Below are 24,009 nucleotides of genomic sequence, written 5' to 3'. Positions count from 1 at the left end.
CGCACGCGCCTCTGTGGCGTCCTCATGCGCCTCCGTGCGGATCTCCGCCGAGTGGTCCATTACTCAGTGCCCGGCCATTGGCCCGTGCGCCTGACAAGAGCATGATGAGGCGGCTGGTTCCCGAGCGACGGAACGGGCCCCGGAGACGCCCTCGGGCGGCCCGGGAGACGGATGAGGCCGATGGACCGGCCCGCCGAGAGACGGATGGGGTGGGTGCCGCCGGTGATGCGTCGACTGCGCACAACCACGCCGGCCTGCGTGGCCGCGCTGCTGCTGGCCCCGCTGGCGGGCTGCGGGCTCATCGGGGACTCCACGCCCGCGCCCGACCGCCCCACGCCCGCCACCTCCGCCCTGGCAGGCAAGGCCGCGCCGCGCGCCCTCCCCGTACCGCACGGCGACGGCAGCGGGGTCCCGGAGGACTTCAACGGGGACGGCCATCGCGACCTCGTCCTCAACGACCTGGTGAAGGCGCCGGGCGCCGGCCATGACGACGACGCGGGCATAGGCATCGTCTACGGCACCGCGACCAGCTCCCTGGCCCCCTCCGTACGCCGGCTCCTGACCCCGCGGGCGAACGGCGCACGCGTCGCCGGCGCCCTCCCCTCCGCCTTCGACGCCGCGGCCGCCTGCGACCTCGACAAGGACGGCTTCAGCGATCTCGTCGTCACCACCGACCCCCCGTACGACGGCATCGGGCGGCCACCCGTCCCCCTCCAGCTGCTCTTCGGCGGTCCCGCCGGCCTCACCGGCAAGGCGGTCGTCCTGCGGATCCCCGAGCAGGCCAGGTACGGCAACGAGTGGCCCGACCACCCGGTGTGCGGCGACCACGACGGTGACGGCGCCCAGGACCTCGCCGTGACCGCGAGCGGCGGCCGGGTCAGCTTCCTGCGCGGCCCCTTCGCCCGCACCGGTGCCCCCCGCGCCGCCGGGGCACCGGTCCAGGGCGCCGGCCCGGTACTGGCCGCCCCCTCACCCCGGGCCGACACGGACGGCGACGGCTACGACGACCTCGTCCACGCCACCCGCGCCCTCACGCCCGGCACCGCGGCCAAGGGCAGGCTCCTGCGGGGCGGCCCCGACGGCCCGGGACGCCCCGGCGGCACGTACACCTTCAAGGCCGTCCCCCTGCCGCCCGCGCCGCCGCTCCCGGCCGGCGAGACCGCACCCGTCACCGAGCTGCTGCGGTACGCGGACTTCGACGGCGACAAGCGCGCCGACACCGTGACGCGCACGCACAGGGGCGAGAGCGCGGACGTCATCGCGGTCTACTCGGGAGCGGACACCGGCACAGGCGCAGGTACAGGCGCAGGTACGGGCGCAGGTACGGGCGGTGGGGACCGTATCCGCCCCTTGATCACCTTCAGCACGTCGATCTTCCTGGAGATCCCGTAGGGGATGTCACAGGTCGGCAGCAAAGGCCCTCCTGTTCCCGGACCGAGGACGCCGGACACAGCGCGACCGGGTACGTTCGAATGCGTGGCTGGATTCAGGATCGGACGCGGCCGGGACAACAACCGCACCCCGCAACAACAACCGCAGCAGGCGCCCCCGCCGTACGGACAGTCGTACGGCCCGTACGGGGGTGGTCAGGCGACGCCTTCGTACCCTCCGGGGCAGCAGGCACCGCACGCACACGGCGAGCCGGAGTACTTCGGCGACCCGTACCACCACCAGCAGCACCCGCAGCAGCCACCGGGTGGGTACGCGCCGGGTGACCCGTACGCCAACAACCCCGGCCACACCCAGGCCTTCACCGTCGGCGACGACCCGTACGGCGACGGCTCCATGTACCGCGCAGGCACCGCCCCCGCCCCCGCGGGCCCGCGCCTGCACTGGAAGCAGCTGCTGAGCGGCATAGTGCTGCGCCCCGGCCCGACGTTCCTGCAGATGCGGGACTATCCGGTCTGGGGCCCGGCCCTGGGCGTCACCTTCCTCTACGGCCTGCTCGCGATCTTCGGCTTCGACCAGACCCGCGACGAGGCGCTCAACGCCCCGTTCATGAGCGCCCTCATGTCGGTCGTCATCACGGGCGTGGTCTTCGTCATCGGCGGCCTGATCCTCGGCGCGGTCACCCACACCCTGGCCCGCCAGCTCGGCGGCGACGGCGCCTGGCAGCCGACCGTCGGCCTCTCCATGCTGATCATGTCGCTCACGGACGCCCCACGGCTCGTCTTCGCCCTCTTCCTGGGCGGCGAGAACTCGCTGGTGCAGGTGGTGGGCTGGCTGACCTGGCTGGCGGCCGGTGCGCTGTTCACCTCGATGGTGAGCAAGTCGCACGACCTGCCCTGGCCGAAGGCGCTGGGCGCGTCGGCGCTCCAGCTGATCGCGCTGCTGGCGATCATCAAGCTCGGCACGATCTGATCCCCTAGCCCCATACGCCCGATACACCCGTACGCCCCGTACGCGAGAAGGCCCCCGCCGGACACCGGCGGGGGCCTTCTGCTGCCTGCGAACGGGGCAGAGGGTTCAGGCGTCCAGAACCTGCCCACTGCGCTGCACGACGGCCTTCTCGACGCTCCAGGGGAAGTTGATCCAGTCGTCGGTGCGCTTCCAGACGTACTCGCACTTCACGAGCGACTGCGACTTCTCGTAGATCACGGCGGACCGCACCTCGGCGACATGGTCGACGCAGAAGTCGTGGACGAGCTTCAGGGTCTTGCCGGTGTCGGCGACGTCGTCGGCGATCAGGACCTTCTTGTCGGAGAAGTCGATCGCGTTCGGCACGGGCGCGAGCATGACCGGCATCTCCAGGGTGGTCCCCACCCCGGTGTAGAACTCCACATTCACGAGGTGGATGTTCTTGCAGTCCAGGGCGTACGCCAGGCCGCCGGCGACGAAGACACCGCCGCGGGCGATGGACAGGACGATGTCGGGCTCGTACCCGTCGTCGGCGATGCTCTGCGCGAGCTCACGGATCGCGCCGCCGAACCTCTCGTACGTCAGGTTCTCGCGTACCTCACTCATCGCGTACCGGTCCTCACACCTGCGTCCGATGGAAATTCGTGAAGGACCGCGAGGCCGTCGGCCCTCGCTGGCCCTGATAGCGCGATCCGTACTTCTCGGATCCGTACGGGTGCTCCGCCGGCGAGCTCAGCCGGAACATGCACAGCTGCCCGATCTTCATCCCCGGCCACAGCTTGATCGGGAGCGTCGCCAGGTTCGACAGCTCCAGCGTGACGTGCCCGGAGAAGCCCGGGTCGATGAAGCCCGCGGTGGAGTGCGTGACCAGCCCGAGCCGGCCCAGGGAGCTCTTGCCCTCCAGGCGGGAGGCGAGGTCGTCGGGCAGCGTGATGACCTCGTACGTCGATGCGAGCACGAACTCGCCGGGGTGCAGGATGAACGCCTCGTCACCCTCCGGCTCGACCAGCCGCGTCAGATCCGCCTGCTCGACCGCGGGGTCGATGTGCGGATAGCGGTGGTTCTCGAACACCCGGAAGTAGCGGTCGAGCCGCACGTCGATGCTCGAGGGCTGCACCATCGAATCGTCGAACGGGTCGATACGGACCCGTCCCGCGTCGATCTCGGTCCGGATGTCCTTGTCTGAGAGAAGCACGCCCCGAGGATACGCAGAGCGCGCGGGCCCACCCCAATCGGGCGGATCCCGCGCGCCTCACTCCCCTGCCTTCTCCGCTCTTCGCCGCCGCTTCTCCGGCACCGCCCTAGCGGTTCTGCAGCTCCACAGGCACGGCCTGCCGCAGCCGCGCGCACCTGGGGCACCGGATGAGCCGCCCGGGGCCGATCCGGCCGCTGCCGAGCTGCTGCATCGGGAACGACGGGGTGGTGAAGACATGTCCTTCGGCACACCGGACGACGGTGCGTCCCAGTGAATCCCCTTGATCCATCAAGTTCTTCGAGTTCATCGGGTCCATCAAGTCCCTTCCCCAACAAGCACGGACGAGATAGCCACATTAGGGGATGAACAGGACACCACTCCACGCGGCACTCCGCCGCCAAAGGTACGCCCCAACCCCTCCACCCCGCACCCACATCCCCCACCCCACGCCCCCTCACCGGAGCCCCGGTTGGCCACCCACCACCTTCCGCCGGAACCCTCCCCGAAACGCACGGAAGACCCTCGGCGCAATACACCGGGGGCCTTCGATGGGGTACAGTGTGCAACGCTGCGGCATTGATCACCGAGCCGCTACGCGGGTGTAGTTTAATGGTAGAACATGAGCTTCCCAAGCTCAGAGCGCGGGTTCGATTCCCGTCACCCGCTCCACGCGAAAGCCCCAGGCCGAAGGCCCGGGGCTTTGTTGTTGTCCAGACCGGCCTGGGCGTCTCGTGCCCGTTCCGTGCCCGATGCCTGATCGTCGGGCACGTTCGCGGCCTTGTCACGCTCGGCCCGGACGCGGGCGTCGATCCCGCCGGCCACTTCCCTCTGCCGCTCCAGGTTCGAGTGCTGGCAGATCAGCGCTGCCCGCTCGGAGGACTGCCCGGGGCCCTTCGTCGTCCCGGCCCTCCACACCCCAGCCCTGATCGACAGGCTCCCACTCGCTAGGGTGAACACCCGTACATGCAATAGGCGTACGAAAGGCGCGACGAGCGGGGGCTCAGGATGCGGAACGCCGATCTGGACGTCTCGGAGGACGGCCTCACCAGGCTGGCGAACGATCTCGACGAGATGCAGCGCTATCCGGAACAGCAAACCCGCGCCATGGACGTGGTCGTCGACAGATCGCCGCGGGCTGGCAAGAACCCACCGCCACCGCGTACCGCTCCCTGCACCGCGGTGTCGCCGAGGACGCCGTCCGCATCCGCCAGGTGGTGATCCTTCTCGAAGCGGCCATGCGCGCCTCGCGCGACGGCTTCACCGAGCAGGAGCTCGACACCCTGGCCCGCATCAGGCGGATGCAGGAGGGCGAGGACGTGTCGGCCGCCGCCCGCGCCCTCACCGTGCCCGACCCGGCGCCCGCGCCGGACGCGGGTCAGCCGAAGAGCCGCATTCTGGACGTCTGAACCACGGGGGATCAGCACTATGCCGGACGAAGACCGGATCACCGTCGACTTCGCTACCCTGCAGCGGCTTTCGGGGGACCTGGAGGACATCCTCCGCACCCTCAACGAGAAGCTGGACACGCTGTACGGGCGGGCCACCAAGGTCGTGCTGACCTGGGACGGCGAGGCCCGCGAGGCATTCATCGACGAACTGGACAAGTGGAGCCGCTCCGCCGACGACCTCAAGGCCGCCCAGGCCTGGCTCCACGAGGTCGTGGTCACGGGACACCTCAACTACGCCGCGGCCAACAGGTCGGTACTCGAAGGCTGGGGAGGCGGCGCCTGATGGCCGGACCGTCCACCCCGACCCAGTCACCGGGCGGCAACGGCACCATCGACGTCAAACCGAGCGACCTCTGGTCGGTCTCCGGCCGGGTCGCTACGCAGCAGGACTTCCTGATACGCGGCGCCAACAAGCTCCTGGAGGAGTTGCGCGAATACCCCGACGCCGGAGGCGCCGGCACCGAGGCCCAGCAGTTCGCCCAGGCGTACAAGAAGATCGGCGACCGCTGGCTGGAGGTCTGGGGCAAGTCCGTACTCAGCGTCGGCGGCGTAGCCGTCGGATTCACCGAGACTGCCAACGCCTACACCCAGGCGGACGCGGCGGCCAACCCCAAGCCGGGGAAAACGGCCGAGCAGCGCCCGCGGCCCGCGGTCGTCGACAAGGCCCCGAAGTTCGACTCGATACCCGACATCAAGTGGGGCGACGACGACGGTGGCGACGACATCATGCGCGGCGCGATGGAGGCCATCCCCGAGATCGTCCGGGACGTGCTCCAGCCGCTGTGCAAGCACGTGTTCCGGGTCGGAAGGGTGGCGGACGTCCACCCCTTCCCACAGCAGCACTACCTCAACTCCCTCTGCCACAGCTGGATGAACGTCTCCATCACGGCGTCGCTGGGGGCGGACCAGCTCACCCAGGCAGTCGGCACCATCACCAACCACCATCAGGCCGACTGGGAAGCCGCCATGCGGACCTTCTGCAGCGCGCTGTGGGGCGGGACGGCCTGGGGGCGGCAGCAAAGCGGCTACCAGTGGGGGCAGACCGCGAACTCCGGCCCGGGCACGCCCCGCGTCCCCACGGGCAGCGAGCCTGTGCTGGCCGTGCTGAAGGACACGGCCGACAACATCGCCACCATCCTGCGCGAGTACGCGGAAGCCGCCGTCGACCTGAACCGCGACGTCGAGGACGAGATCCACCGCGCCATGCTGCAGGCCGCCAAGGAGATCATCGAAGACCTGGCCAAACCGAAGGGCCCCAAGAGCCTGCTCGGCACCGTCACGTCCGCCATCGGCAAGGGTGCGGGCCTGATCCTCTCGTTCGACGTCAAGACCGTGCTCAACATCAACACGGCTAAGCTCAACCGGATCGTCAACACGTACACCGGCATCCTGGGCGGTCTGACCACCCGCATGGAGGCACTGAAGGGGCCGCTGGACGAGGCACATCGGAGCGCCCCCAAGTTCGAAGCCGGCGTCGCCCGTGCCCACGGTTTCGGCGCCCGGGCCCTGGACGAGTTCAAGCACGAGCAGCGGTGGACCGAAGCGGGCGCCACCGGCAATCACGCCTTCGACCTGGCGAGCAACGAGTACCTGGGTGGGGGCCACACCCTGGACAAGCACGTGGGCAAGACCGACGAGCAGCTCGCCCAACGCCTGCGCGACCAGGCCCAGGACCACAGCAACTGGCCGGAGCAGCGCAGGCCCACGATCGGCGGCTCGTCGTCCTTCAAGGACATGGCCAGCGCGCAGCGACTGACGGAACACAATCTGCGGGCCAAACAGTCCGAGATCGACGCGTGGCTGGCCACCAATCCGCCGGAAGGGAAGACCGAAGCGTTCACCAGCCCGGCCCCCAACGGCGAGGCCAGCGGCAAGTACGTGGGTAAGCAGCCCACTCCCGATCCGAACGATCCGAGCAAGAACATCCCGGGGACCGGGTACAGGGATCACGGGCTCGACGCGAAGGCGGTCGACGTCAAGAACGTGAAAACGATCCTGAAGTACGATTCCAGGCTCGATCCGCCTTACATCATCTACACGTCCATGCCCGCCCCATGACCGACCGACCGGAAGCCGAATGCATCCCGACGACAGCACTGCAGGCACTGCCTGGGACGCCGCGCTGGAGCGGCTCCTCGACGACGTCTACACCTTTGCGATGACCGGGCCCCGACGGCACGACGACTGGGGACGGGATGTCCTGGCCGTCATGGACCGGACGGTCACCGACCCCCGGGGCTGGCGGACACTGGAGTGGCAGATCGACAAGGAGGGGCGCGAGAACGTCCGTCCCTCCTACCCGTTCCTGCCGCTCACGGTCGAGGAGGTACACGCGTGGACGTATCCCGTCACGGCCCCCGCTGCTGCTGAGCTGCTCGCCTCCATGACCCAGGAGTGGTTCTTCGAAGTCCGCCCCGTCCGGGCACGCGCCGACCGGGACGATGTGCTGGCCGACGCCTGGACGCTGCTCGGCCGGTTCGGTGCCGACGCCGTCTTCCGTACCTCCTCCGACCTGGCGCGGACGTCCTCCTCGCCGGACTTCCTCGCCGGCGAACTCGCCGGCGGCCGGGCCTTCACCGACCACCTGATGGACCTCGGACTGATCGCCGTGAGCGCGGACGAGGTCGGGGTCTTCTGGTCGTTCAACGCGAACTGAGCACACGCACAAGGCGCCGGTGATCAACCGTTCCCGGCATCCTGGAGGATGGTGACCATGCTGACGCGATCTGCGACGTATCCCGACCGGGAGACCGCCCACTGGGCCACCCAGCAGGTGGTGACCGCCAACGAGCAGGCCATCCACCGCTGGCTCGCGCAGGGCACCCGTGCCCGCCTCACGATCGAGACCGCCTGGCCGTCCCGCGACGCCGTCGGCCGGGTCCAGCTGGAAGCCGAGCTGCTGGCCGGGCGCGGCCCCGTCGACGTCCGCGCGGCGCGCGTGGTGCTGCGCCGCGAGCCGTCGAGCCCGCACGGCTTCGTCGTGCACACGACCATCCCGTTCTACCTGTAGGGGCCGCACGCACATGTCCATGAAGCCCCTCGAACACGACCGCCGGTACGGCGAGCTGGACCAGGTGATGCGCGCGTACCTGGGGCAGCCGGCCGACGACACCCCGGAACGGCGCAGTCGCGCGCTGGACGCCTACCTCCGGCACACCTGGCACACCCGCCCCTCGGCCATCGCGGAGGCGGAACGCCAGCTGCGCGAGTACAGCCGCAACCCTCCGGGCCGCATCCGGCATGGCCTGGGCGAGTTCTACGCGATCCCGGACACCGGGATACACCAGTCGGAGATCGGCGGCTGGCTGATGGTGTTGGCCGACCACCTGAAGAAGAGCATCGAGGAGGGCGACGTACCGGAACCGTCGTCCCCCCAGACGCACTGGGAGTGGCACGCCCGCTTCCCGGAGACCGCGCAACTGCTCGGCGGCTGGTTCTCCCAGGACATCGTCGACGAGTTCCCCGACCACGACGCCGCCCTCGCCGACTATGCCGCCACCACCCACCCCCAGCTGGTCGCACGCCTCGTGGGCGAGCTCCACGAGCTGCTCGCGCTCCCCCTGGACGAGGGCGACTACGCCCTGGCCGCCGCCGAACTCGGCGTGGAGGTCGGCCCGCCCGAGCCTTTCTCCTACGGCGCCTGGCTCCAGTCAGTGGCGACGACGCTGTCCGGCGCCTGATCCGGCCCTCGTGACCGACGGCCGGTTGCGAGAGCCCGTGCCACTACGTGCCAGTAGAGGCGGTCAACAGCGGACAGCAGCAGGGCAGGCGGCGAGTGAGCGGCTCTGAACTGGCGTTCCCGCAGCTCAGCGGCTATGTGCGGCCCCAAGTGCCAGATGATCCCCAAGCTCAGAGCGCGGGTTCGATTCCCGTCACCCGCTCCACGCGAAAGCCCCAGGCCGAAGGCCCGGGGCTTTGTTGTTGTCCAGACCGGCCTGGGCGTCTCGTGCCCGTTCCGTGCCCGATGCCTGATCGTCGGGCACGTCAGCGGCCTTCTCCCGCTCGGCGCGAACGCGGGCGTCGATACCGCCGGCTACTTCCCTCTGCCGCTCCAGGTCGGAGTGCTGGTAGATCAGTGCCGCCCGCTCGAAGGACTGCCCGGCGGTAGCGGGCCTGATAGCGGCCGGATGGGAGCTTGCGAATTCGGCCGAAGCGGCGCTTCTTCGTCGGAGGCATCAGGCAGCCCTCCCGTACCGAACGCGCCGCCGGCGGAGGGCCTGGACGGTGTTGCCGTCGACGTAGGCGTTCAGCGCGCTCTCCGGGATCCGTACGTGGCGCCCGATCTTGACGAAGGCGATCCGGCGTTCGGCGATGAGCCGCCGCGGGAAGCGGGCGGTGGTGCCGAGGCGTTCGGCGGCTTGCTCGACGGTCAGCAGGAGGTCACTCAAGACCGGTCTCCTTCCAAGGCGAGTGCTTCACGGGCGGTTTGGCGGTTGAGCTGGATGTCTCTGGCGATGCACGCGGCGAGGACGGACTCGCCGGGGCTGCGCCCCTGTCCGGCGAACCGCCAGTCGGCCAGGACGAGGACGGTCGGGTCCTGGTCCGGGTCGGGCAGACCGAGTTCGTCGCGTTGCTGGGCGGCGCGGTAGTCGGCGCGGACCTGGCGGAGGGCGCCGAGCGTGGTGGAGTAGCGGCGGGACTTGCTGGAGAAGTGGCCGCGGAAGCCGAGCATGTGGGCCCAGGCCCTCAGCCGCCGGTCGGGGTAGACGGCATCGAGGTCGAAGCAGGCTTCGATGAGTCGGCGCGGATGGTCGGGTACGTCGAGGAGCACCAGGACCTCGCGGTTGCCGACGCGGCGGTCCACGGTGCCGGTCGTCTCGGCCGCTTTGGTCGCGTACTTGGCGACGTGGGAGGCGACGCCCTGTTCGGTGATGGCGGTGCCGGCCTCGAAGGCGCGGACGGGCCGGATGTCGAGTTGAGTGCCCCAGCGCAGTGTGCGGGCGGGGTGGTCGGCGGCAGCCGGGACGGTGATGGTCGTGTAGGAGTGCGCGGCGGCGGCGCGGATGGCATCGGTGAGCAGCTGCACGGTGGCCCACGACGGCGGCGGGGATTCGGGGCCGTCCGGTCCGTCGAGGCGTATGACGGCATGGAAGTGGACGGCGCCGCGCTTCTGGAACTCGGCGACTTTGCCGTAGGAGACCCGGGCGCATTCCTTGAGTTCGCGTTGCGTGATGCCGGCGCGGGCGGCGATCTCGCGGCGGAGCCGGTTGGTGAAGCGCTGCCAGAGCTCCCCGGCGTGGTTGTTGAAGAGGACGGCGGCGGCGTAGTCGTACGTGGCCGGGTCGATCGGCGTGCCGAGTGCGTCGTCGTCCGCCGGGTGCTGGAGGCCGCAGCGGCAGCGGCCGGAGTCGGGGCGGTTGTGGACGCGGCCGAACGACGGTGCGGTGAGCGTGGCGAAGACCCGGGGGTGGTCGCGGACGGTGGCGGGGACGTCCTTGTCCTGGTCTCCCGCGAGTCCGGCGCGGATCAGGTGGTAGGTGTCGGCCGCGTACATCCAGGCGCAGGCAGGGCAGCGGGACGCACGGCGGTTGCCGCAAGCGACGCGCAGCCGGCCGTCGGGCTCGGCCGCACCGAAGGCGAACACCCTCATCCCCGCCAGCAACCTGCTCGTCGTCGACGACAGCGGCGCCATCCTGCTTCAGCGCCGCCGCGACACCGGCCAGTGGGCTCTCCCGGGCGGCGCCCAGGACATCGGCGAGACCGCGGCACAGTGCGCGGTGCGGGAGTGCCTGGAAGAGACCGGCATCGTCGCCGAGATCACCGGATTCCTCGGCGTCTACACCAACCCGAACCACATCGTCGCCTACACCGACGGCGAGATCCGCCAGCAGTACGAGAACACCTACATCGGCCGCCCCGTCGGCGGCGAACCCACCATCAACGACGAGGCCGACGGCGTCCGCTTCATCCAGCCGGCCAGCCTCGATGAGTACGACATCCACCCCAGCATGCGCCAGCAGATCGACGACTACCTCGCCGGCGCCTACCGCCTACCGCCTACCCCTATCTGGGCTGAGCCGCCAACGCCGCCTCCACCCGTTCCACGGCGGCGGCGATTTCCGGCGATGCTCGACGGATGAACCGCCCGACGATGCTCTCGCGCCCGTAGCGGCCGAGGATCTCCGCGACCCGCTCCTGCGCGATGGTCCGGCATCCATCGGGCGTGGTCGTCATATCGCACGGGTCACCATGCGCGGCAACGGCATCTCCGTCCACACGGACGAGCGGGACCGCGACCCCGATGTGTACGACGGCAGGACGACCCTCGTCAGCGGCGACGAGCATCCGTCGTACCTGCTGCTGCCGGTGATCCCTGCGGCCTGAGCGGCCCCATCAGCGGCCCAGGCCCAGCACTGCTCCATCACCAACCCTCGTTGACGAACTCTGCAGCGCTACGGATCAGAAGGTTGCAATGTGTGGGGCCTGGCCACAGGGTCAGGCTCCCCCGTTCGTTCAGGGTCGGCGGCATCATCGGCCGAAAAGGCGACCGTTGAGCGCTCCGGCCGACCTGGGACGCAACTGCGCCGCTGGACGGGTTGTCCAGCGGCGCAGTCCGCCGCACTGCGGGCGGAACAGGGCTCTCTTGGCGAACGTGAGGCTCCGCGCTTCTCAGGAGTTACGGCGCTGCGGTACAGCCACGAGAACGACCTTGTTGTCAGTCCTTGGGACCGCCCTTCTTGGGACCGCCCTTCTTCGGGCCGCCCTTCTTGGGGCCATCCTTCTTCGGGCCGTGGTCGTGGTCACGGCCTGGCTTACCGGACGGTCCAGCAGGTCCCGACGGTCCAGCGGGTCCGGATGGTCCAGCAGGCCCCGTCGGCCCGGTAGGTCCGGGAGGCCCGGACGGCCCTCCGGCAGGTCCGGACGGCCCGGCAGGCCCAGACGGTCCGGCAGGCCCGGACGGCCCGGTGGAACCGATGGGTCCAGCAGGCCCCGTCGGCCCGGTAGGTCCGGGAGGCCCGGACGGCCCTCCGGCAGGTCCGGACGGCCCGGCAGGCCCAGACGGTCCGGCAGGCCCGGACGGCCCGGACGGCCCGGTGGAACCAGACGGTCCGGCAGGCCCGGACGGCCCGGTGGAACCAGTGGGTCCAGCAGGCCCCGTCGGCCCGGTGGGTCCAGGAGGCCCGGGCGGGCCTGTCATGCAGACCGCCCTCGTGATCACGTTGCTGTCCAGCGTGACCGCACCATTACGCGCCAGCGTCCGGCCCTCGACGGCCGTGTTGGTGTTCACCGTGATGGACGTCAGGGCGAGGATGTTGCCCTTGAAGAAGGAATTGACGTCCAGGGTGGCGGAGCTTCCCACCTGCCAGAACACGTTGCACGCCTGCGCTCCGTTGACGAGCAGGACATTGCTCCCCGGAGCGGTGATCAGCGTGGAGCCGATCTGGAAGATGAAGACGGCATTGGGGTCGCCCTGGGCGTCGAGGGTGACGGTCCCGGTGAGATTCTGCGACGACGAAGCGTTGTAGACGCCGGGCGTCAGCGTCAGTCCGCCGAGGTCGCCCGGAGAGGTCAGGCTGGCGGTGGGTGCCCGGCCGGCCGCATCGTTGTAGGCAATGGTCAGGTCGGACTGGGCCTGAGCGGCAGGCACATCGGCTACGTGCTGCACTCCGTTGACGATTCCGGGCGGAAAGCCCGTCACCGAGGACCCAGGGCTGACTCCCAGGTCGCCATTGATGACCGTGGGACCCGTATTGGTGACCCCTGAACCGGCAAGCACCGCGTAACTCGTCGCAGTTCCCAGCCCCACAGGGGCCTCAGCTGCGCGCGCGAGGTTGGAGACCATGGTGATCGCCATCACCAGCGCGGCTGCGGGCAGCAAGAAGAGAGTCGTTCTGAATCTGGCTTTTCGCCTGCCCGGTGGGGCGGAGGGGGTGGCATTCACTGCCATGGGACGAGTCCTTTCTTTCGCCATCGACCTCGGTCGGCACCGCCGCCAACGAGATCTCACGTCCCCACCCGAGCGCAGGGCCAGGAAACGACCGACAGCTAGAGGCAGTGACACCCCGTCACTTAACCAGAGAAATGACTCATATCAAGACAAAACGAATCACAGGAGGCTGAAGGAGTGAGGAATGGTCTGCCATTCGCCCATTCGCCCCACCGGCCGGATCACGAGCACGTCAGGGTGCCGAGTTTCTCCGACTCGCCCGAGTCCCGGAACCAGCCTCGGAATGGACAGATGGTGCGACGTCCCTGCACGTCGGAAAAATGGGTGGTCACATGTACATCCCGTGGACCACCAGCGGAGTAGGCTGAAATCACCGGGAGTACTTCGCACTCCGGCACACCGCCGGATTCGTTCTCGGCGAGCAAAAACACCGGGACGTCGAAGACAGAGCCCGAGACGGGTCCGCGCCATGACCGCGACCATTGACCCCACGATCATCAAAGAACGCGCGCTTTCACCACCCGCCCGCCTGTCCCTGACCCCGCCGGGGTCCGCCCCGGGTCTCCTGGACGGCGCCTGGTGGCCCCGCTCCCGCGACCTGTCCCGCGAACTCCCCGCCCTCGTCGACGTACTGGACGCACGCTGGGGCCGGATCACGCGTGTCACCGTGAACCCTGCCCACTGGCCCGTGATCCCGCACAAAGTGTCTGTACCGGGGCGGATGGTGCACGTGGGCTGGTTCGCCCACGAGCAGGACCCGCACAAGCTGATCCTGCTCTCCTACACCGCCGGCCGCTGGGATCTGCTGGTCATCCCACCCGAGACCGGCGCGGACGCCGCCGCCCGGCTCATGTCCGCCGCAGCCACCCCCGGCGGCCTCCTCACCGCCAGCGGCCTCATGGCGGGCGAAGACACCACACGTGACGCAACGGAGACCCTGAGCCGGGAAGAGGAGTGGGAGACCGACGGCGGACACGCCTCAGCGACCGCCGAGAGCACGGACGCCCCGACCGCCGAACGTCCGGACCCGGCCGGTCCCCTGAGTTCCGCCCCAGGGATGTGAGGACGTGGAGATCGCCATCACGGTGTCCGTGATCATCGCCATGATCATCATCGGAGTGCTGATGATCCATCTGCTCAATGGGCAGCACGACGAACGGATCGCCGCATTCCACTACGGCGACACCAGGCCGGGAATCGGCCGACGGAGCCGGAAGAGTCGACGTACTGCACGACCGGCCGGAGCACCCGTCGCCGCACCTCACCGCAAGCACTCCGACGAGGGCCCCGGATGACGCTGACCTTCTCCTGACCGGGGGCGGTGGGTGTGGTGCTACGGCGCCCCGCCCACCGGCACGTCCTCCCGATGAGCGAGGTCCCCATGAAGCCACCGCAGCCGCCTTCGCTCGGGCGTGCCGAGATCCGTATCGTCCCCCGAGGCCGCCCGTCGGGTCGCAGAGGTGCTCCGCCGTCGCTTCGCACCACCGAAAGACGCAGTACCCACGTCGACAGCGACAGCGAGCCCGCACGCTGTTGTTACGGGGAGCCAGGCGGCACGCCGTACAGAACCACGGCGCACCGACGGGCGAGGTCCAAGGTGAGGCTCTCGACGACGCCCGGCACGAGTGGGCGGCAATCGCACGCCACTCAAAAGTCCCTTATGCCAGAAACGCGGCACCGGCATAGCATGGTCAGTGGGCCGGTGCACTCTCACGTGCGACCGACCCGGAAGGGCGGCTCCGGTGTCTACACACCGGAGCCGTTGCGCGCCATCGGCGCGTGACGGCAGGAATCGACCGGATGCCGATGCGTTTGGCGGCTGTGAAAGGCACGGATATGGCGGAGGGTGATCGGCCGTCCGGCAACGATGCGGTGGACCGGTCGGAGGGGTTCGGTGAGCGGCTGCTGGGGGTGCTGCTGGACCGGGCGCACGAGATGCCGCCGCAGCTGATCGCCCCGCTGATCGCGGAAGAGGTGGCCAGGGTCGGTGGCTGGGGTATCTCGATCCTCCTGCAGGACTACGCACAGCTCCTGCTCGTGCCACTGCCGGGCAGGGGGCTGGACGTCGGTGAACCCGAGCCGATCGGTGACTCCCACGCCGGCACGGCCTTCCTGAACGCGACCCCGGTCGAGGTGTCGCAGGCCGACGGCGTCCGGATGTATCTGCCGTTGCTGGACGGCAGCGACCAGGTGGGAGTGTTGGCCCTCACCCTGGAATCCGTCGACGACGACGACCGGCGCCTGCTGCGCAGGCTCGCCGGCCTGATCGCCGACATACTGGTCACCAAGCACAGCTACACCGACCAGTTCTTCCTCGCCCGGCGCCGCGAACCCATGAGCGTGGCCGCGGAGATCCAGTGGTCTCTGCTGCCGCCGCTGGCGATGTCCGTCCCGCAGGTCGCTGTGGCGGGAATCCTGGAGCCCGCCTACAGCGTCGCCGGTGACAGCTTCGACTACGCGCTCAACGACGACATCCTGCACGTGGCCGTGGTCGATGCGATGGGTCACGGCCTGAATGCCGCCACGATGGCCACTGTCGCCGTCGGCGCCTACCGGCACTCCAGACGTGCCGGCATCGGCCTGTCCGAGATCTACGCGTTCATGGACCGGGCCATCGCCGAGCAGTTCGGGCCCGAACACTTCGTCACCGCGCAGATGATGCGCCTGAACATCACAACGGGCCACCTGCAGTGGGTCAACGCGGGCCACCCCGCACCACTGCTGATCCGCAACCACCAGGTCCTGCGGCAGCTGGAAAGCCCGACCACTTTGCCGGTCGGCTTCGGAGGTGAAGAGCCCCAGGTCAGCGAGCAAATGCTCCAGCGCGGCGACCGGGTGCTGTGCTTCACCGACGGCCTGATCGAGGAGCACGAAGCCGGCGAAGAGCAGTTCGGCGAGGAACAACTCATCCACTGGGTCGACCGCATCGAGCAGACAGAGAAGGGAGTGCGGGCGGTGGTGCGCTCCCTCTCCCACACCCTGAAACAGGAACGGGGCGGAAGCACCAGTGACGACGCGACCCTCTTCCTGATCGAGTGGCGAGGGGGCGCCGCTGATCACTTGGCTGTCCTGTGAAGCGAGCTCCCGCGTGCACGGCCGGGTGCCCGTGGCCCAGGTGCCCGTGGCCCGGTCGTAGCACCGCAGGCAGCGGTTGATGATGGGACTACGGCCGAGCGCGCGGAGCTGATCATGACGGGTTGGCTTGTCAGGGACTACTCCCAGGACGATCTCGAGGCGGTGATCCGCGTCGATACGGAGAGCGGCACGACCGGAGAGCCTCCGGTCTTCCCGCTCTCCGACGCCGTGGCAGCCCTCCAGGCCGCCCATCCGGCCGTGGTGGCGGTGGCGGACGATGTGGTGGTCGGGGCCGCGGTGAGCAGAGTCGAGGGCGAAGGGGCGTGGATCCTGCGGATCTGCATGGCACCGGCCTGGCGGCACATGGGACTGGGCAGTGCCCTGATCACGGCTCTTGAGCACCGGCTGTTCGCCGGCGGCGTGCACACGGTGTACGCGGTCCTGCCCCAGGGGGAGACCGGTGCCGCCGCGCTGCGCAACTGCGACTTCGACGCCCGCTCGGGCCTGGACTTCTTCGAAAAACGCGGGCCGGTGACCCCTCAGGCGATCAGCATGCTGTCCTCGCTCGGCGCGGAGCTGCCGCCTGGAGGGCTGTGGCAGAAAGTCGCGGGCATGCAACAGGAGAAACAGCTCATCGAGCGCCGACTGGTCCTGCCGCTGGCCCACCCCGAAATGGCCGCCCAGCACGGAGTGGAGCTGCCGCGCGCGGTCATGCTGTTCGGTCCGCCCGGAACAGGCAAGAGCACCTTCGCCCATGCGATCGCCAGCCGTCTGGGGTGGCCCTTTCTCGAACTGTTCCCCGCACGCCTGGCTGCCGAGTACGGGCTGGCGGCCGGGCTGAACCGGCGCTTCGACGAGATCGCCCGGCTCGACCACGTCCTGGTCTTTATCGACGAGGTCGAGGAAGTCGCGGGCACCCGGAGCGGCGCGGACGCGGCCGCGGTCGGCGTCGTCAACGAGTTGCTCAAGGCGATCGTCCGGTTCCGGAGCCAGGACGGCCGGCTGCTCGTCTGCGCCACCAACAATGTGACCACACTGGACTCGGCATTCCTGCGCCACGGCCGGTTCGACTACGTACTGCCCATCGGCCCTCCCGACCACAGCGCCAGGACCGCGCTGTGGGAGAGCTACCTTGCCCGAGCGGGCGCGGAGGCCGACAGCACGGCACTCGCGTCAGCCAGTGAGGGGTTCACCCCCGCCGACATCGCTCACGTCGCTCGTACCGTCTCGCAGGATCAGTTCGAGCGTACCTTCGACACCGGAACCCGGGCCCGCCCCACCACGGCCGACTACCTGGGCACCATCCATGAGACCCAGCCCACGGTCAGCAGCGCCATGGCCCAGGAGTTCGCCGACCAGAGCGAGAGGTTCGCCCGTATCTGACGCCCTACCCCGGAACGTCAGCCGCGTCCGGGAGCGTCAGCCGCGCCGGGAGCGTCCGGCCGCCGACAGGGGTCACGTCGGGCGACGTACCGGATCGGTGGTGGTTTCGATGAGGATCTGGTGGGCGTCGGTGATGTTGTCGGCGCGGACCGCCCTGGCCATGGCTGCGCGTGCCGCGTCAGGAGTCGTGTCCGGCGGGATCACCAGCAGGGTGAAGTAGTCCCGATCGCCCCGGGTGATCAGGACGGTGTCGTCACCGACCGGAAAGGAGTCGATGTGCACGACCCGGTCGTCGACAGTCAGCCGTGTCGGCAGTCCCTCCCAGGCAGTGGCGTCCAGTCCGACGCGGGTGACCGGTCCGACGTGATCGGTCAGCGCGCTGACCAGTGAGGGAAGCTCGGCACCGATGTCCCTGGATCGAGGCCACCACGCGCCGTCCAGAATTCCCTCGCGGGCATGCCTCGTCTCCAGCCTGAGCAGGGCCGTCCCCGGTCTCACGGACTGGTGGATCGCGTCAGGCAGGAGCCTGGGGGTGTCGGGGGTGTCGGAGTCGGCCATGACGTCCGCCCGTCCGCGGGGCAGTACACCCGCGATAGGAAGTGACCTCGCCAGCTCAACCGTACTCCGTGCATCCGACCCGCGAGCTTCCCGCTCCGGACGTTCCGGACCCGAAAAGCTCCTGGTCACACGCACATCCCAGGTACGCCAACCGGAGTAGGGTGGAGCTACCGGGAGCACGTCGCACACCGGCTCCCACGCCGGTGTCGTTCTCGGCGAGCGACAACACCGGGACATGAAGATGCGCCCGGGGACAGATCCCCCGCCATGATCGCGACCTCCTGGACGACGCCTGGTGGCCTCGCTCCCACGTTCTTGCCGATGAACTCCCCGCCCTCGCACGTGGGCTCGTTCAAGGATGAGCAGGACCCGCAAAAGCTGATCCTGCTCTCGTACGCCGCAGGCTGCTGGGACTTGCTGATCATCCCGCCGGAAACGGGTGCTGCCGGCGCCCGGCTGCTGTCCACCACGGCCACCCCCGCGAGCCTCACCGCCAGCGGTCTGATGACGAGCGAGGACACCACTCACGACGCAAGGGAGATGCTGAACCGAGAAGAGGAGTGGGAGACCGACGGTGGGGCCGCATCGGCGACGGGGGTGCCGATCGAAGTGCGCAAGGGCATGCAGAGGTGAAGTCGTCGTCGAGAGCGTCATCGCTGTGACCGTGATCATTGCCGTGATCACCGTTGGAACGACCTCCAGCGCCGGCAGCCAGCAGTCGGCCTCACCGGTCCGCCCGGCATCCATGCGCATCGCATGCACAGCTACAGCTACAGCTACAGCTACAGCTACAGCTACAGCTACAGCTACAAGGGTCAGGTCCGTGGTCGCGAGAGGCGGACGGGATCTTGAGGCGTCGCGCCCGGCCGCAGTCCATGTCCACGAGCACACGGAGACCCCAGGATGAATTCCCCGCATCACATGCCCTCTGCCGGACACGCCGAGGTGCGTATTGTCGCGGCGGATCCCGAGATCGCCCGCCGGGTCGCGGAGGTGCTCCGTCGTTGCTTCGCCGCCTCCGAGCAGCGCAGCTACCCGGCCACTCCTGACGGCGGGACCCGCCTCCATCTCACGGTGGACACCACCAATACGTCCGAGGCGGCGCGGTCATGGCTACTGGCCAGCGAGTCCACCCGGGACGACAGCGCGCAGGCCGACGAGGTGTGAGGAGCCATGCCGCAGGCGCCCACGTACGGCCGGGAGAGCAGGTGCCTCTCCGACACTTCGCACCGTATCGGTACCGGAACGAGAGAGCGGCAGTCATGGCAACACTGCACGAGCGACAGAACTACCGCATGACGATCATGAGGGCCCTGTACAACGCCATGGAAGGCAATCGTCCAGGCATGACAGGGGCCAAGCTTCGCGACGACCTCGGCATGCCCGAACAGGACCTGGCCGCTGCCTGCGCCTACCTGGCGGGCGAGGGACTGGTCCTGGTCGACTGGACAACCCGCAACACGCCCGCAACGGTCACGCTGACGCATCAGGGAATCCGGCTCATGGAGTCCGAAGAGGAGGACCGCGACTGACACGACCTGCGGGCTGGGTCCAGGACCTGGGCTGCTACCGCAGCGGAGCGCCTCGGTCTCTGCCGGAAACTCCGGGGCCGCCCAGCGACACCGCGGTGAGGCTCGGCGGGGCGATCGATGACAGCAGCGCGCGGCCCACACCTCGCGCGCAACCGCCCGACTGCCGCCGACGCGGCGCCTTTTACAGTACGCCGTGCCACTACGTGCCATCCGTATGGGCAAACAGCGGTTACCAGTGGCACCGCCCGACCACTGGCCGACATCGCACCAGCGCAGCATTCTCGCTGGTCAAGGCCACCTACGACGAGGAGTACTGGTTGATTCCCAAGCTCAGAGCGCGGGTTCGATTCCCGTCACCCGCTCCAGTAAAGGCCCCAGGCAGACAGCCCGGGGCTTCTTTGTTGTCTGGACCGGCCTGGGCGTCGCGTGCCCGTTCCGTGCCCGATGCCTGATCGTCGGGCACGTCAGCGGCCTTGGTCCGGGCCTTGCGCCACTTCCGCCCGAAGGTCGACCGCCGGAACGGCTTACCCCGCTCCCCCACGAACAGCAGCCCGTCCGGCCCCTTCTCCGCGAACCAATCCAAGTGGCACTCAAGGTCCGCGTGGACGAACCCCGGCAGCAGGAGGACCCGCTTGCCCGCCTCGGACTGGGTCGGGCCCTCGGCACGCTTCCCCGTGCTCAGCTCTGGAGCCGCCTTGAGAACGCGGATCGTCATGGCCAGGTCGACGTCGTTGCGCCGTAGCTCTGCCTGCTCCTCTGGACGCAGCCGGCCGTAAGCCCCGAGGTAGATCATGAGGCGCCAGCGCAGCCCGATCGCGTCCGCGAGGGCGTCCACCTGCTCAACAGTGTCCGGTCACAAACCGCCTGCAACACCATGGGTGTTGCAGCCCGTCGGCGAAGCCGACCCTCAGAGAGCCAGTCGGCCAACGTCACCGGGGTGACCGCCGGATCGGCGGTCACCCCGGCGTCCTTCACTCCGGTGTCGGTCAGCGCCGGCTGCTCTCGAGCCGGTCGTTGACGTCGTCGACCAGCGTCGCCGCCGTGGTGCTCCGTGACGAGCAGGCAAGGAGTGCGTTCAAGGCCGCCCCCGCACCCTGCGGGAACGTGCGCTCCATCTCCTCGCGGCACTCCCGGATGTGGCTGTTGAGGAGCTGGAAGTCCTCGCGCGTGGCCGTGGGGTCCTCCTCGTCCGGGTCGCGCGGCCCGTTCGCGGTCACGACCGCGCTGAAGAGCGAGGAGTCGTTTCGGGCGAGGACCCGGGCCTGGTTGCCGTATTCGTCCTGACTGCCCGTGGCCGCCAGCACATTGTGCAGTCCGACCCGGCCGTCCGGGCCTTGGCCACCGATTTCCCCTTCGGTGTCAAGGCGATTGAATTCCGCTTCGGAAAGGAACCAGCCCGTGGCACGCTCCGCCTCGTTGAGACCGTCCGCGATCCGCTGGATATCGTCGGTCACCACACGGTCGGTATAGAGCTCACCGGCCACCGAGTCGGGATTGGCGACCTCGACCTCTCCTTCGAGCTGATTGCCGCCCACGAGTACGGCGTTCCCGAGGATGAGGATCCGGTCCGCGATGATGCGATTCCCCTCGTAGACGCCACCGGCCAGGGTGACCGAGCCGCCGCGTACATCGATCACGTTGCCGATGTACGTGTGCTGGGCGCGATTGGTCCGGAACGCCTCACCGGTGACGTTGTACGTCACGCGGTCCACCCCGCAGTCGGTGTGCCGTGGACCGCCGAAGGTGGCACTGCCCCGCGCGGTGAAGCAGCTGCCGATGAACTGGGTCTGGTTGTCGCCCGCACGGAACGTGCCGTCGAACACCTGCCCAGGATTCGCCCGCTGATCGCCGCCCGCGCCGTCGGCGTGTACCGCCGGGGCGGCTATCAGCCCGCCACCCGCCACTGCGGCCATGGCGCACGCGGCCACCATGGCGCGCTTGACCCGCCCCTTTCGCGGCGCGGCTCCACCCGTTGCATTCCTCATTGCCCGGCCGTCCCCTTCGTCCAGGCGTAATCCGCGTCCCCAACACAGGGATGCCGCCTGCCAGTTGACGACGCTACTGGCCATATGGCCGCGAATACCGGTCCGAGTGCCTTACGGACTTCTTACGGCGACCCAGCGATCCCCCGACCTCGGCGTTTCCCGGCCGACCGCAAGGAATGCGCAAGACTTGACTTGAGGGAACGGAGAGACGGAGAAACGGAGCACTCAGCCCGGATCCACCGGCCTATGTTTCCGAGGTCCGATTTCTCGCCGAGGGCTGATGGTGGTGTGGGGCACGGGTCCGCATCCGCGACCAGATTCGGCTCGCCGAAGAGTGCGGAGACATGGACGGGCAGCTCCGCTCGCCGCCGACCGCGCGGCTAGAGCGAGCACACCAGATGCAGTGGACGGCAACCCGCTGTGGCTGGGGCCTGCTCACGATCTTCCTGCGAAGTGTCCTCAGAGCAGCAGCAGTGGGACGCGAGCCGACGAAGATCCTCGGCGTCCAGCCACAGTGAGACACGCCCCCTGGCCCTCTCGGCTTCCGGATCTGTCGGCTCGACGTCAGGCATGAGCTGCAGCCTAGCCGTGCCCGTTGTGTGCGCAATCCTTCGGGACCGGAGAACCGGGGCGCCGACCGTGCTCCGGCCCGGGGCAAGGAGTTGCCAGATCAGCCGCCATCCGCGTACGCCGTCTTCCAATCTCGTGCTCCGAGGCCCAAAGCGCCGGCACCGCGTAGCGGTCGCTCCGTTAAGGCGCGCCGCATGCCCGACGATGCCCTGGCCTGTCCCGAGTACAGCCGGCCCATGAAGTCTGGCGGCTTCGTGCTCTCCAGGCGGGAAGACGACGACCTGCGAACCTGCCGGTCGCTGTGGAGGTGTGCCGATCGGCATGTCTGGTGGCGCTGGGCAGACCGGACGGATGAGTCATTGGAGGTCTGCCCGGTCCCGGAGCTGTTCCGCTGACATCAACTTTGACATCAACGACCACGGACGGCGGCGCAATCGGCAGCCACGCCCGCTGGGCACTCGTCGTTCGGGATCACGAGTGTGTCTGCAACCAGCGACGCGCGGCAGCCAGTGTCACTTCTATGTCGTCGCTCCATGAACAGACTTCCAGCCAGGACAGGTAGCCGCCCTGGGTGAAGACCAGGACCTCACCTGGGCACTCGCCGGCTTCGGTGACGAGCTGCGCTTCGGCCGCCACGACCGTGCTGGAGCCGGTGGGTGCAGGGTCCGCCTTGCTGGTGTCGAGCTCGAAGGAGACGGTGCCACACCACATGTGCAGCGGGCTCGCACGCTGAGGTGTGCAACCCGCCTTTGGCGTGCGATATGAACCGGAGTGTCCCCGTTCAGGACTGCCGCAAGCACGTCGGCTACGTCGGCAGGCAGGCTCTCGGTCATCTCGTCACCGTATCTGACCAGCGACTTCAGACTCCGACCGTGCAGGCCTGCCCCTTCCAGACGAGGAGACGGCTGACCGACGTCTCCTCGTGAGCCTCGCGCTCGGTCTGACGCAAGGCGAGCTGAGCCCGAGCGGGGGGCCTTGTGGTGCCCCGCCTGGTCGTTGCCGAGGACGTTGCCCGCTTCGTCGCGGCGCACGCGTACGCACGCATCCACGTGAAGGGCAGAGCGCTCCCTCGCGCCACGAGTTCAGGCATCGGGGCGTTCTACGACCCAGCGGTGTCGCCGCCGAGCCGGGCCGGGGACAGGGCGCCCCGAAGACTGCGAGTGATGCGGGGGCGCGGTGTGGCGCCTGCGGAGCGACTCCCGTAGGCGCGGTCGCGATCGTCCCTTGCAGGCGTGGGCCGACCGGCCGGAACCCCGGGCCGGGGCCTGACGGTCGTCGCGCAGGCGTTCCGGGCCCGAGGCCGGCCTTCCGGTAGTCGGATCAGGACTTGATGTCGACAACCTTCATGTTGTACGGGTAGCCGGAGGAGCCGCAGTTGATCGTCGCCATCTTCTCCACGCCACGGGTTCGGTAGCCGGGGGTGCCCTTGTAGGGGCCCCTCGCGCCTCCCGGGCCGCCGCACCAGGCCTGGACGTTCCAGGTGCCGTTGCCGGACCTGCAGGCGCCCACGGCGACATGGTCGTTGGTGTGCGACACGTATGCCGTGCAGCCGGTCGGCCCGACGGCGGCCTGGGCCGACGGCGCGATGCCGAACGTCATGCCCGCGGTCAGCAGGCCTATCGCCGAGGCGGTCGTCCCGAACTTCTTCAGTGTGCTGGTCATGCACTCTCCCCGTTGGAACGGATCTTCCAACAGGTGAAGATATCCAGGCGTGATCACGGGTTGCGTCCTACCGGGAGACGAGTGAAGTCCACCGCAAGTTGCATTGACATCTCCCAACTGATCGCTCTTTACCGATAGTTGGGTGACATACCTCATCGGCAGCGCTCAGGTGACGGCCACCGACTGAGCGGCCACAGCTGTGGTGATCTTGGCGCCGCCGACGACGGAAAGGAGGCGACCCCCTTGCGTTACTGGCACGACGACCCCTGTCCGAATCGGCTGGCCCGGGAACGTTCACCTGCGGTGGGTGTGGGATTCGAACCCACGGTGCCATCACTGCAACGACGGCCTTCGC

The 24,009-nt window shown here is 68.9% G+C and carries 26 protein-coding genes, 1 tRNA gene and 4 pseudogenes; 19 read left to right on the top strand and 12 right to left on the bottom strand.

Annotation, left to right across the window (positions count from 1 at the left end):
• Window positions 1-225 precede the first annotated feature (225 nt).
• Together OG766_RS19050 and OG766_RS19045 are read left to right on the top strand one after the other, a co-directional pair.
• On the top strand, window positions 226-1,392 hold the full coding sequence (locus OG766_RS19050; RefSeq protein WP_328727501.1) for an FG-GAP repeat domain-containing protein: 1,167 nt from the start codon (window positions 226-228) through the stop codon (window positions 1,390-1,392).
• Between the two features lie 84 nt (window positions 1,393-1,476).
• A complete protein-coding gene (locus OG766_RS19045) occupies window positions 1,477-2,361 on the top strand; it encodes a Yip1 family protein (protein ID WP_266380961.1) in 885 nt (294 codons plus the stop codon).
• A 105-nt stretch (window positions 2,362-2,466) separates the two neighbouring features.
• Here the strand turns inward: OG766_RS19045 and OG766_RS19040 are convergent, their stop codons facing one another.
• From OG766_RS19040 to OG766_RS19030, 3 genes are all read right to left on the bottom strand, one after another.
• Complete coding sequence (locus OG766_RS19040; protein ID WP_266380958.1) at window positions 2,467-2,964, bottom strand: phosphoribosyltransferase; 498 nt, start codon at window positions 2,962-2,964, stop codon at window positions 2,467-2,469.
• 13 nt (window positions 2,965-2,977) lie between these two features.
• The gene (gene dcd / locus OG766_RS19035) at window positions 2,978-3,553 is read right to left on the bottom strand and encodes a dCTP deaminase (RefSeq protein ID WP_266380955.1); all 576 of its coding nucleotides are present in this window, start codon (window positions 3,551-3,553) and stop codon (window positions 2,978-2,980) included.
• Between the two features lie 106 nt (window positions 3,554-3,659).
• On the bottom strand, window positions 3,660-3,869 hold the full coding sequence (locus OG766_RS19030; RefSeq protein WP_328725846.1) for a hypothetical protein: 210 nt from the start codon (window positions 3,867-3,869) through the stop codon (window positions 3,660-3,662).
• Between the two features lie 279 nt (window positions 3,870-4,148).
• On the opposite strand from OG766_RS19030, the gene OG766_RS19025 reads away from it, so the two are divergent.
• From OG766_RS19025 to OG766_RS18990, 7 genes are all read left to right on the top strand, one after another.
• Window positions 4,149-4,222, top strand: a tRNA-Gly gene (locus OG766_RS19025).
• 542 nt (window positions 4,223-4,764) lie between these two features.
• Complete coding sequence (locus OG766_RS19015) at window positions 4,765-4,959, top strand: hypothetical protein (RefSeq protein WP_328725845.1); 195 nt, start codon at window positions 4,765-4,767, stop codon at window positions 4,957-4,959.
• A 19-nt stretch (window positions 4,960-4,978) separates the two neighbouring features.
• On the top strand, window positions 4,979-5,284 hold the full coding sequence (locus tag OG766_RS19010; protein WP_328725844.1) for a WXG100 family type VII secretion target: 306 nt from the start codon (window positions 4,979-4,981) through the stop codon (window positions 5,282-5,284).
• Entirely contained in the window at window positions 5,284-7,059 is a 1,776-nt protein-coding gene (locus tag OG766_RS19005; protein ID WP_328725843.1) for an RNase A-like domain-containing protein, read from the top strand. The genes OG766_RS19010 and OG766_RS19005 overlap by 1 nt, the downstream gene beginning before the upstream one ends.
• A gap of 19 nt (window positions 7,060-7,078) precedes the next feature.
• Complete coding sequence (locus tag OG766_RS19000; protein WP_328725842.1) at window positions 7,079-7,657, top strand: hypothetical protein; 579 nt, start codon at window positions 7,079-7,081, stop codon at window positions 7,655-7,657.
• Between the two features lie 57 nt (window positions 7,658-7,714).
• Complete coding sequence (locus OG766_RS18995; RefSeq protein WP_328725841.1) at window positions 7,715-8,011, top strand: RNase A-like domain-containing protein; 297 nt, start codon at window positions 7,715-7,717, stop codon at window positions 8,009-8,011.
• Between the two features lie 13 nt (window positions 8,012-8,024).
• Complete coding sequence (locus OG766_RS18990; protein WP_328725840.1) at window positions 8,025-8,681, top strand: contact-dependent growth inhibition system immunity protein; 657 nt, start codon at window positions 8,025-8,027, stop codon at window positions 8,679-8,681.
• Window positions 8,682-9,176: 495 nt separating this feature from the next.
• Here OG766_RS18990 and OG766_RS18980 read toward each other — a convergent pair whose 3' ends face one another.
• Together OG766_RS18980 and repSA are read right to left on the bottom strand one after the other, a co-directional pair.
• Window positions 9,177-9,389 carry a helix-turn-helix domain-containing protein gene (locus tag OG766_RS18980; RefSeq protein ID WP_266380951.1) on the bottom strand — a complete coding sequence of 71 codons (213 nt, stop codon included), beginning with the start codon at window positions 9,387-9,389 and terminating at the stop codon, window positions 9,177-9,179.
• Window positions 9,386-10,564, bottom strand: a pseudogene (gene repSA, locus OG766_RS18975) (replication initiator protein RepSA); the annotation flags it as partial. The gene OG766_RS18980 and the pseudogene repSA, both read right to left, overlap by 4 nt.
• On the opposite strand from repSA, the pseudogene OG766_RS18970 reads away from it, so the two are divergent.
• Window positions 10,530-10,988, top strand: a pseudogene (locus OG766_RS18970) (NUDIX hydrolase); the annotation flags it as partial. The pseudogenes repSA and OG766_RS18970 sit on opposite strands and share 35 nt — an antisense overlap.
• Window positions 10,989-11,004: 16 nt before the next feature.
• Here the strand turns inward: OG766_RS18970 and OG766_RS18965 are convergent.
• Window positions 11,005-11,181, bottom strand: a pseudogene (locus tag OG766_RS18965) (metal-dependent phosphohydrolase); the annotation flags it as partial.
• 9 nt (window positions 11,182-11,190) lie between these two features.
• On the opposite strand from OG766_RS18965, the gene OG766_RS18960 reads away from it, so the two are divergent.
• Window positions 11,191-11,325 (top strand): hypothetical protein, encoded by a 135-nt coding sequence (locus tag OG766_RS18960; RefSeq protein WP_266380948.1) that lies wholly within the window; start codon window positions 11,191-11,193, stop codon window positions 11,323-11,325.
• Between the two features lie 331 nt (window positions 11,326-11,656).
• On the opposite strand, the gene OG766_RS18955 is transcribed toward OG766_RS18960, so the two are convergent.
• The gene (locus tag OG766_RS18955) at window positions 11,657-12,784 is read right to left on the bottom strand and encodes an ice-binding family protein (RefSeq protein WP_328727500.1); all 1,128 of its coding nucleotides are present in this window, start codon (window positions 12,782-12,784) and stop codon (window positions 11,657-11,659) included.
• 574 nt (window positions 12,785-13,358) lie between these two features.
• Here OG766_RS18955 and OG766_RS18950 point away from each other — a divergent pair.
• From OG766_RS18950 to OG766_RS18935, 4 genes are all read left to right on the top strand, one after another.
• Window positions 13,359-13,952 carry a DUF5994 family protein gene (locus OG766_RS18950; RefSeq protein WP_266380945.1) on the top strand — a complete coding sequence of 198 codons (594 nt, stop codon included), beginning with the start codon at window positions 13,359-13,361 and terminating at the stop codon, window positions 13,950-13,952.
• 4 nt (window positions 13,953-13,956) lie between these two features.
• The gene (locus OG766_RS18945) at window positions 13,957-14,184 is read left to right on the top strand and encodes a hypothetical protein (RefSeq protein ID WP_266380941.1); all 228 of its coding nucleotides are present in this window, start codon (window positions 13,957-13,959) and stop codon (window positions 14,182-14,184) included.
• Between the two features lie 541 nt (window positions 14,185-14,725).
• On the top strand, window positions 14,726-15,964 hold the full coding sequence (locus OG766_RS18940) for a PP2C family protein-serine/threonine phosphatase (RefSeq protein WP_328725839.1): 1,239 nt from the start codon (window positions 14,726-14,728) through the stop codon (window positions 15,962-15,964).
• Window positions 15,965-16,078: 114 nt separating this feature from the next.
• Window positions 16,079-17,347: an ATP-binding protein gene (locus OG766_RS18935; RefSeq protein ID WP_266380937.1), complete on the top strand. Its 1,269-nt coding sequence runs from the start codon at window positions 16,079-16,081 to the stop codon at window positions 17,345-17,347.
• A gap of 72 nt (window positions 17,348-17,419) precedes the next feature.
• On the opposite strand, the gene OG766_RS18930 is transcribed toward OG766_RS18935, so the two are convergent.
• A complete protein-coding gene (locus OG766_RS18930; RefSeq protein ID WP_266380934.1) occupies window positions 17,420-17,905 on the bottom strand; it encodes a DUF5994 family protein in 486 nt (161 codons plus the stop codon).
• 257 nt (window positions 17,906-18,162) lie between these two features.
• Here OG766_RS18930 and OG766_RS36750 point away from each other — a divergent pair, with 257 nt between their 5' ends.
• From OG766_RS36750 to OG766_RS18915, 4 genes are all read left to right on the top strand, one after another.
• Window positions 18,163-18,267, top strand: a complete 105-nt coding sequence (locus OG766_RS36750; protein WP_353961733.1) for a DUF5994 family protein — start codon at window positions 18,163-18,165, stop codon at window positions 18,265-18,267.
• A complete protein-coding gene (locus OG766_RS18925) occupies window positions 18,227-18,538 on the top strand; it encodes a hypothetical protein (RefSeq protein ID WP_328725838.1) in 312 nt (103 codons plus the stop codon). Before OG766_RS36750 ends, OG766_RS18925 begins: the two co-directional genes overlap by 41 nt.
• Before the next feature lie 270 nt (window positions 18,539-18,808).
• Complete coding sequence (locus OG766_RS18920) at window positions 18,809-19,072, top strand: hypothetical protein (protein WP_266380932.1); 264 nt, start codon at window positions 18,809-18,811, stop codon at window positions 19,070-19,072.
• Window positions 19,073-19,167: 95 nt separating this feature from the next.
• Window positions 19,168-19,437: a hypothetical protein gene (locus OG766_RS18915; RefSeq protein ID WP_328725837.1), complete on the top strand. Its 270-nt coding sequence runs from the start codon at window positions 19,168-19,170 to the stop codon at window positions 19,435-19,437.
• Between the two features lie 472 nt (window positions 19,438-19,909).
• Here OG766_RS18915 and OG766_RS18910 read toward each other — a convergent pair.
• The 4 genes and pseudogenes from OG766_RS18910 to OG766_RS18895 all read right to left on the bottom strand — a co-directional run.
• Window positions 19,910-20,284, bottom strand: a pseudogene (locus OG766_RS18910) (tyrosine-type recombinase/integrase); the annotation flags it as partial.
• Between the two features lie 139 nt (window positions 20,285-20,423).
• Window positions 20,424-21,506, bottom strand: coding sequence for a hypothetical protein (locus OG766_RS18905; protein ID WP_266380923.1), 1,083 nt, complete (start codon window positions 21,504-21,506; stop codon window positions 20,424-20,426).
• A gap of 957 nt (window positions 21,507-22,463) precedes the next feature.
• Window positions 22,464-22,703, bottom strand: a complete 240-nt coding sequence (locus OG766_RS18900) for a hypothetical protein (RefSeq protein ID WP_328725836.1) — start codon at window positions 22,701-22,703, stop codon at window positions 22,464-22,466.
• A 609-nt stretch (window positions 22,704-23,312) separates the two neighbouring features.
• Window positions 23,313-23,654: a hypothetical protein gene (locus tag OG766_RS18895; protein WP_266380916.1), complete on the bottom strand. Its 342-nt coding sequence runs from the start codon at window positions 23,652-23,654 to the stop codon at window positions 23,313-23,315.
• Between the last annotated feature and the right edge of the window lie 355 nt (window positions 23,655-24,009).

Origin of the sequence: Streptomyces sp. NBC_00259 (assembly GCF_036181745.1) — a bacterium.
GTDB lineage: Bacteria > Actinomycetota > Actinomycetes > Streptomycetales > Streptomycetaceae > Streptomyces > Streptomyces pratisoli.
Note: the sequence above shows the minus strand (reverse complement) of the source record. Positions and strands in the feature narration are given on the sequence as shown.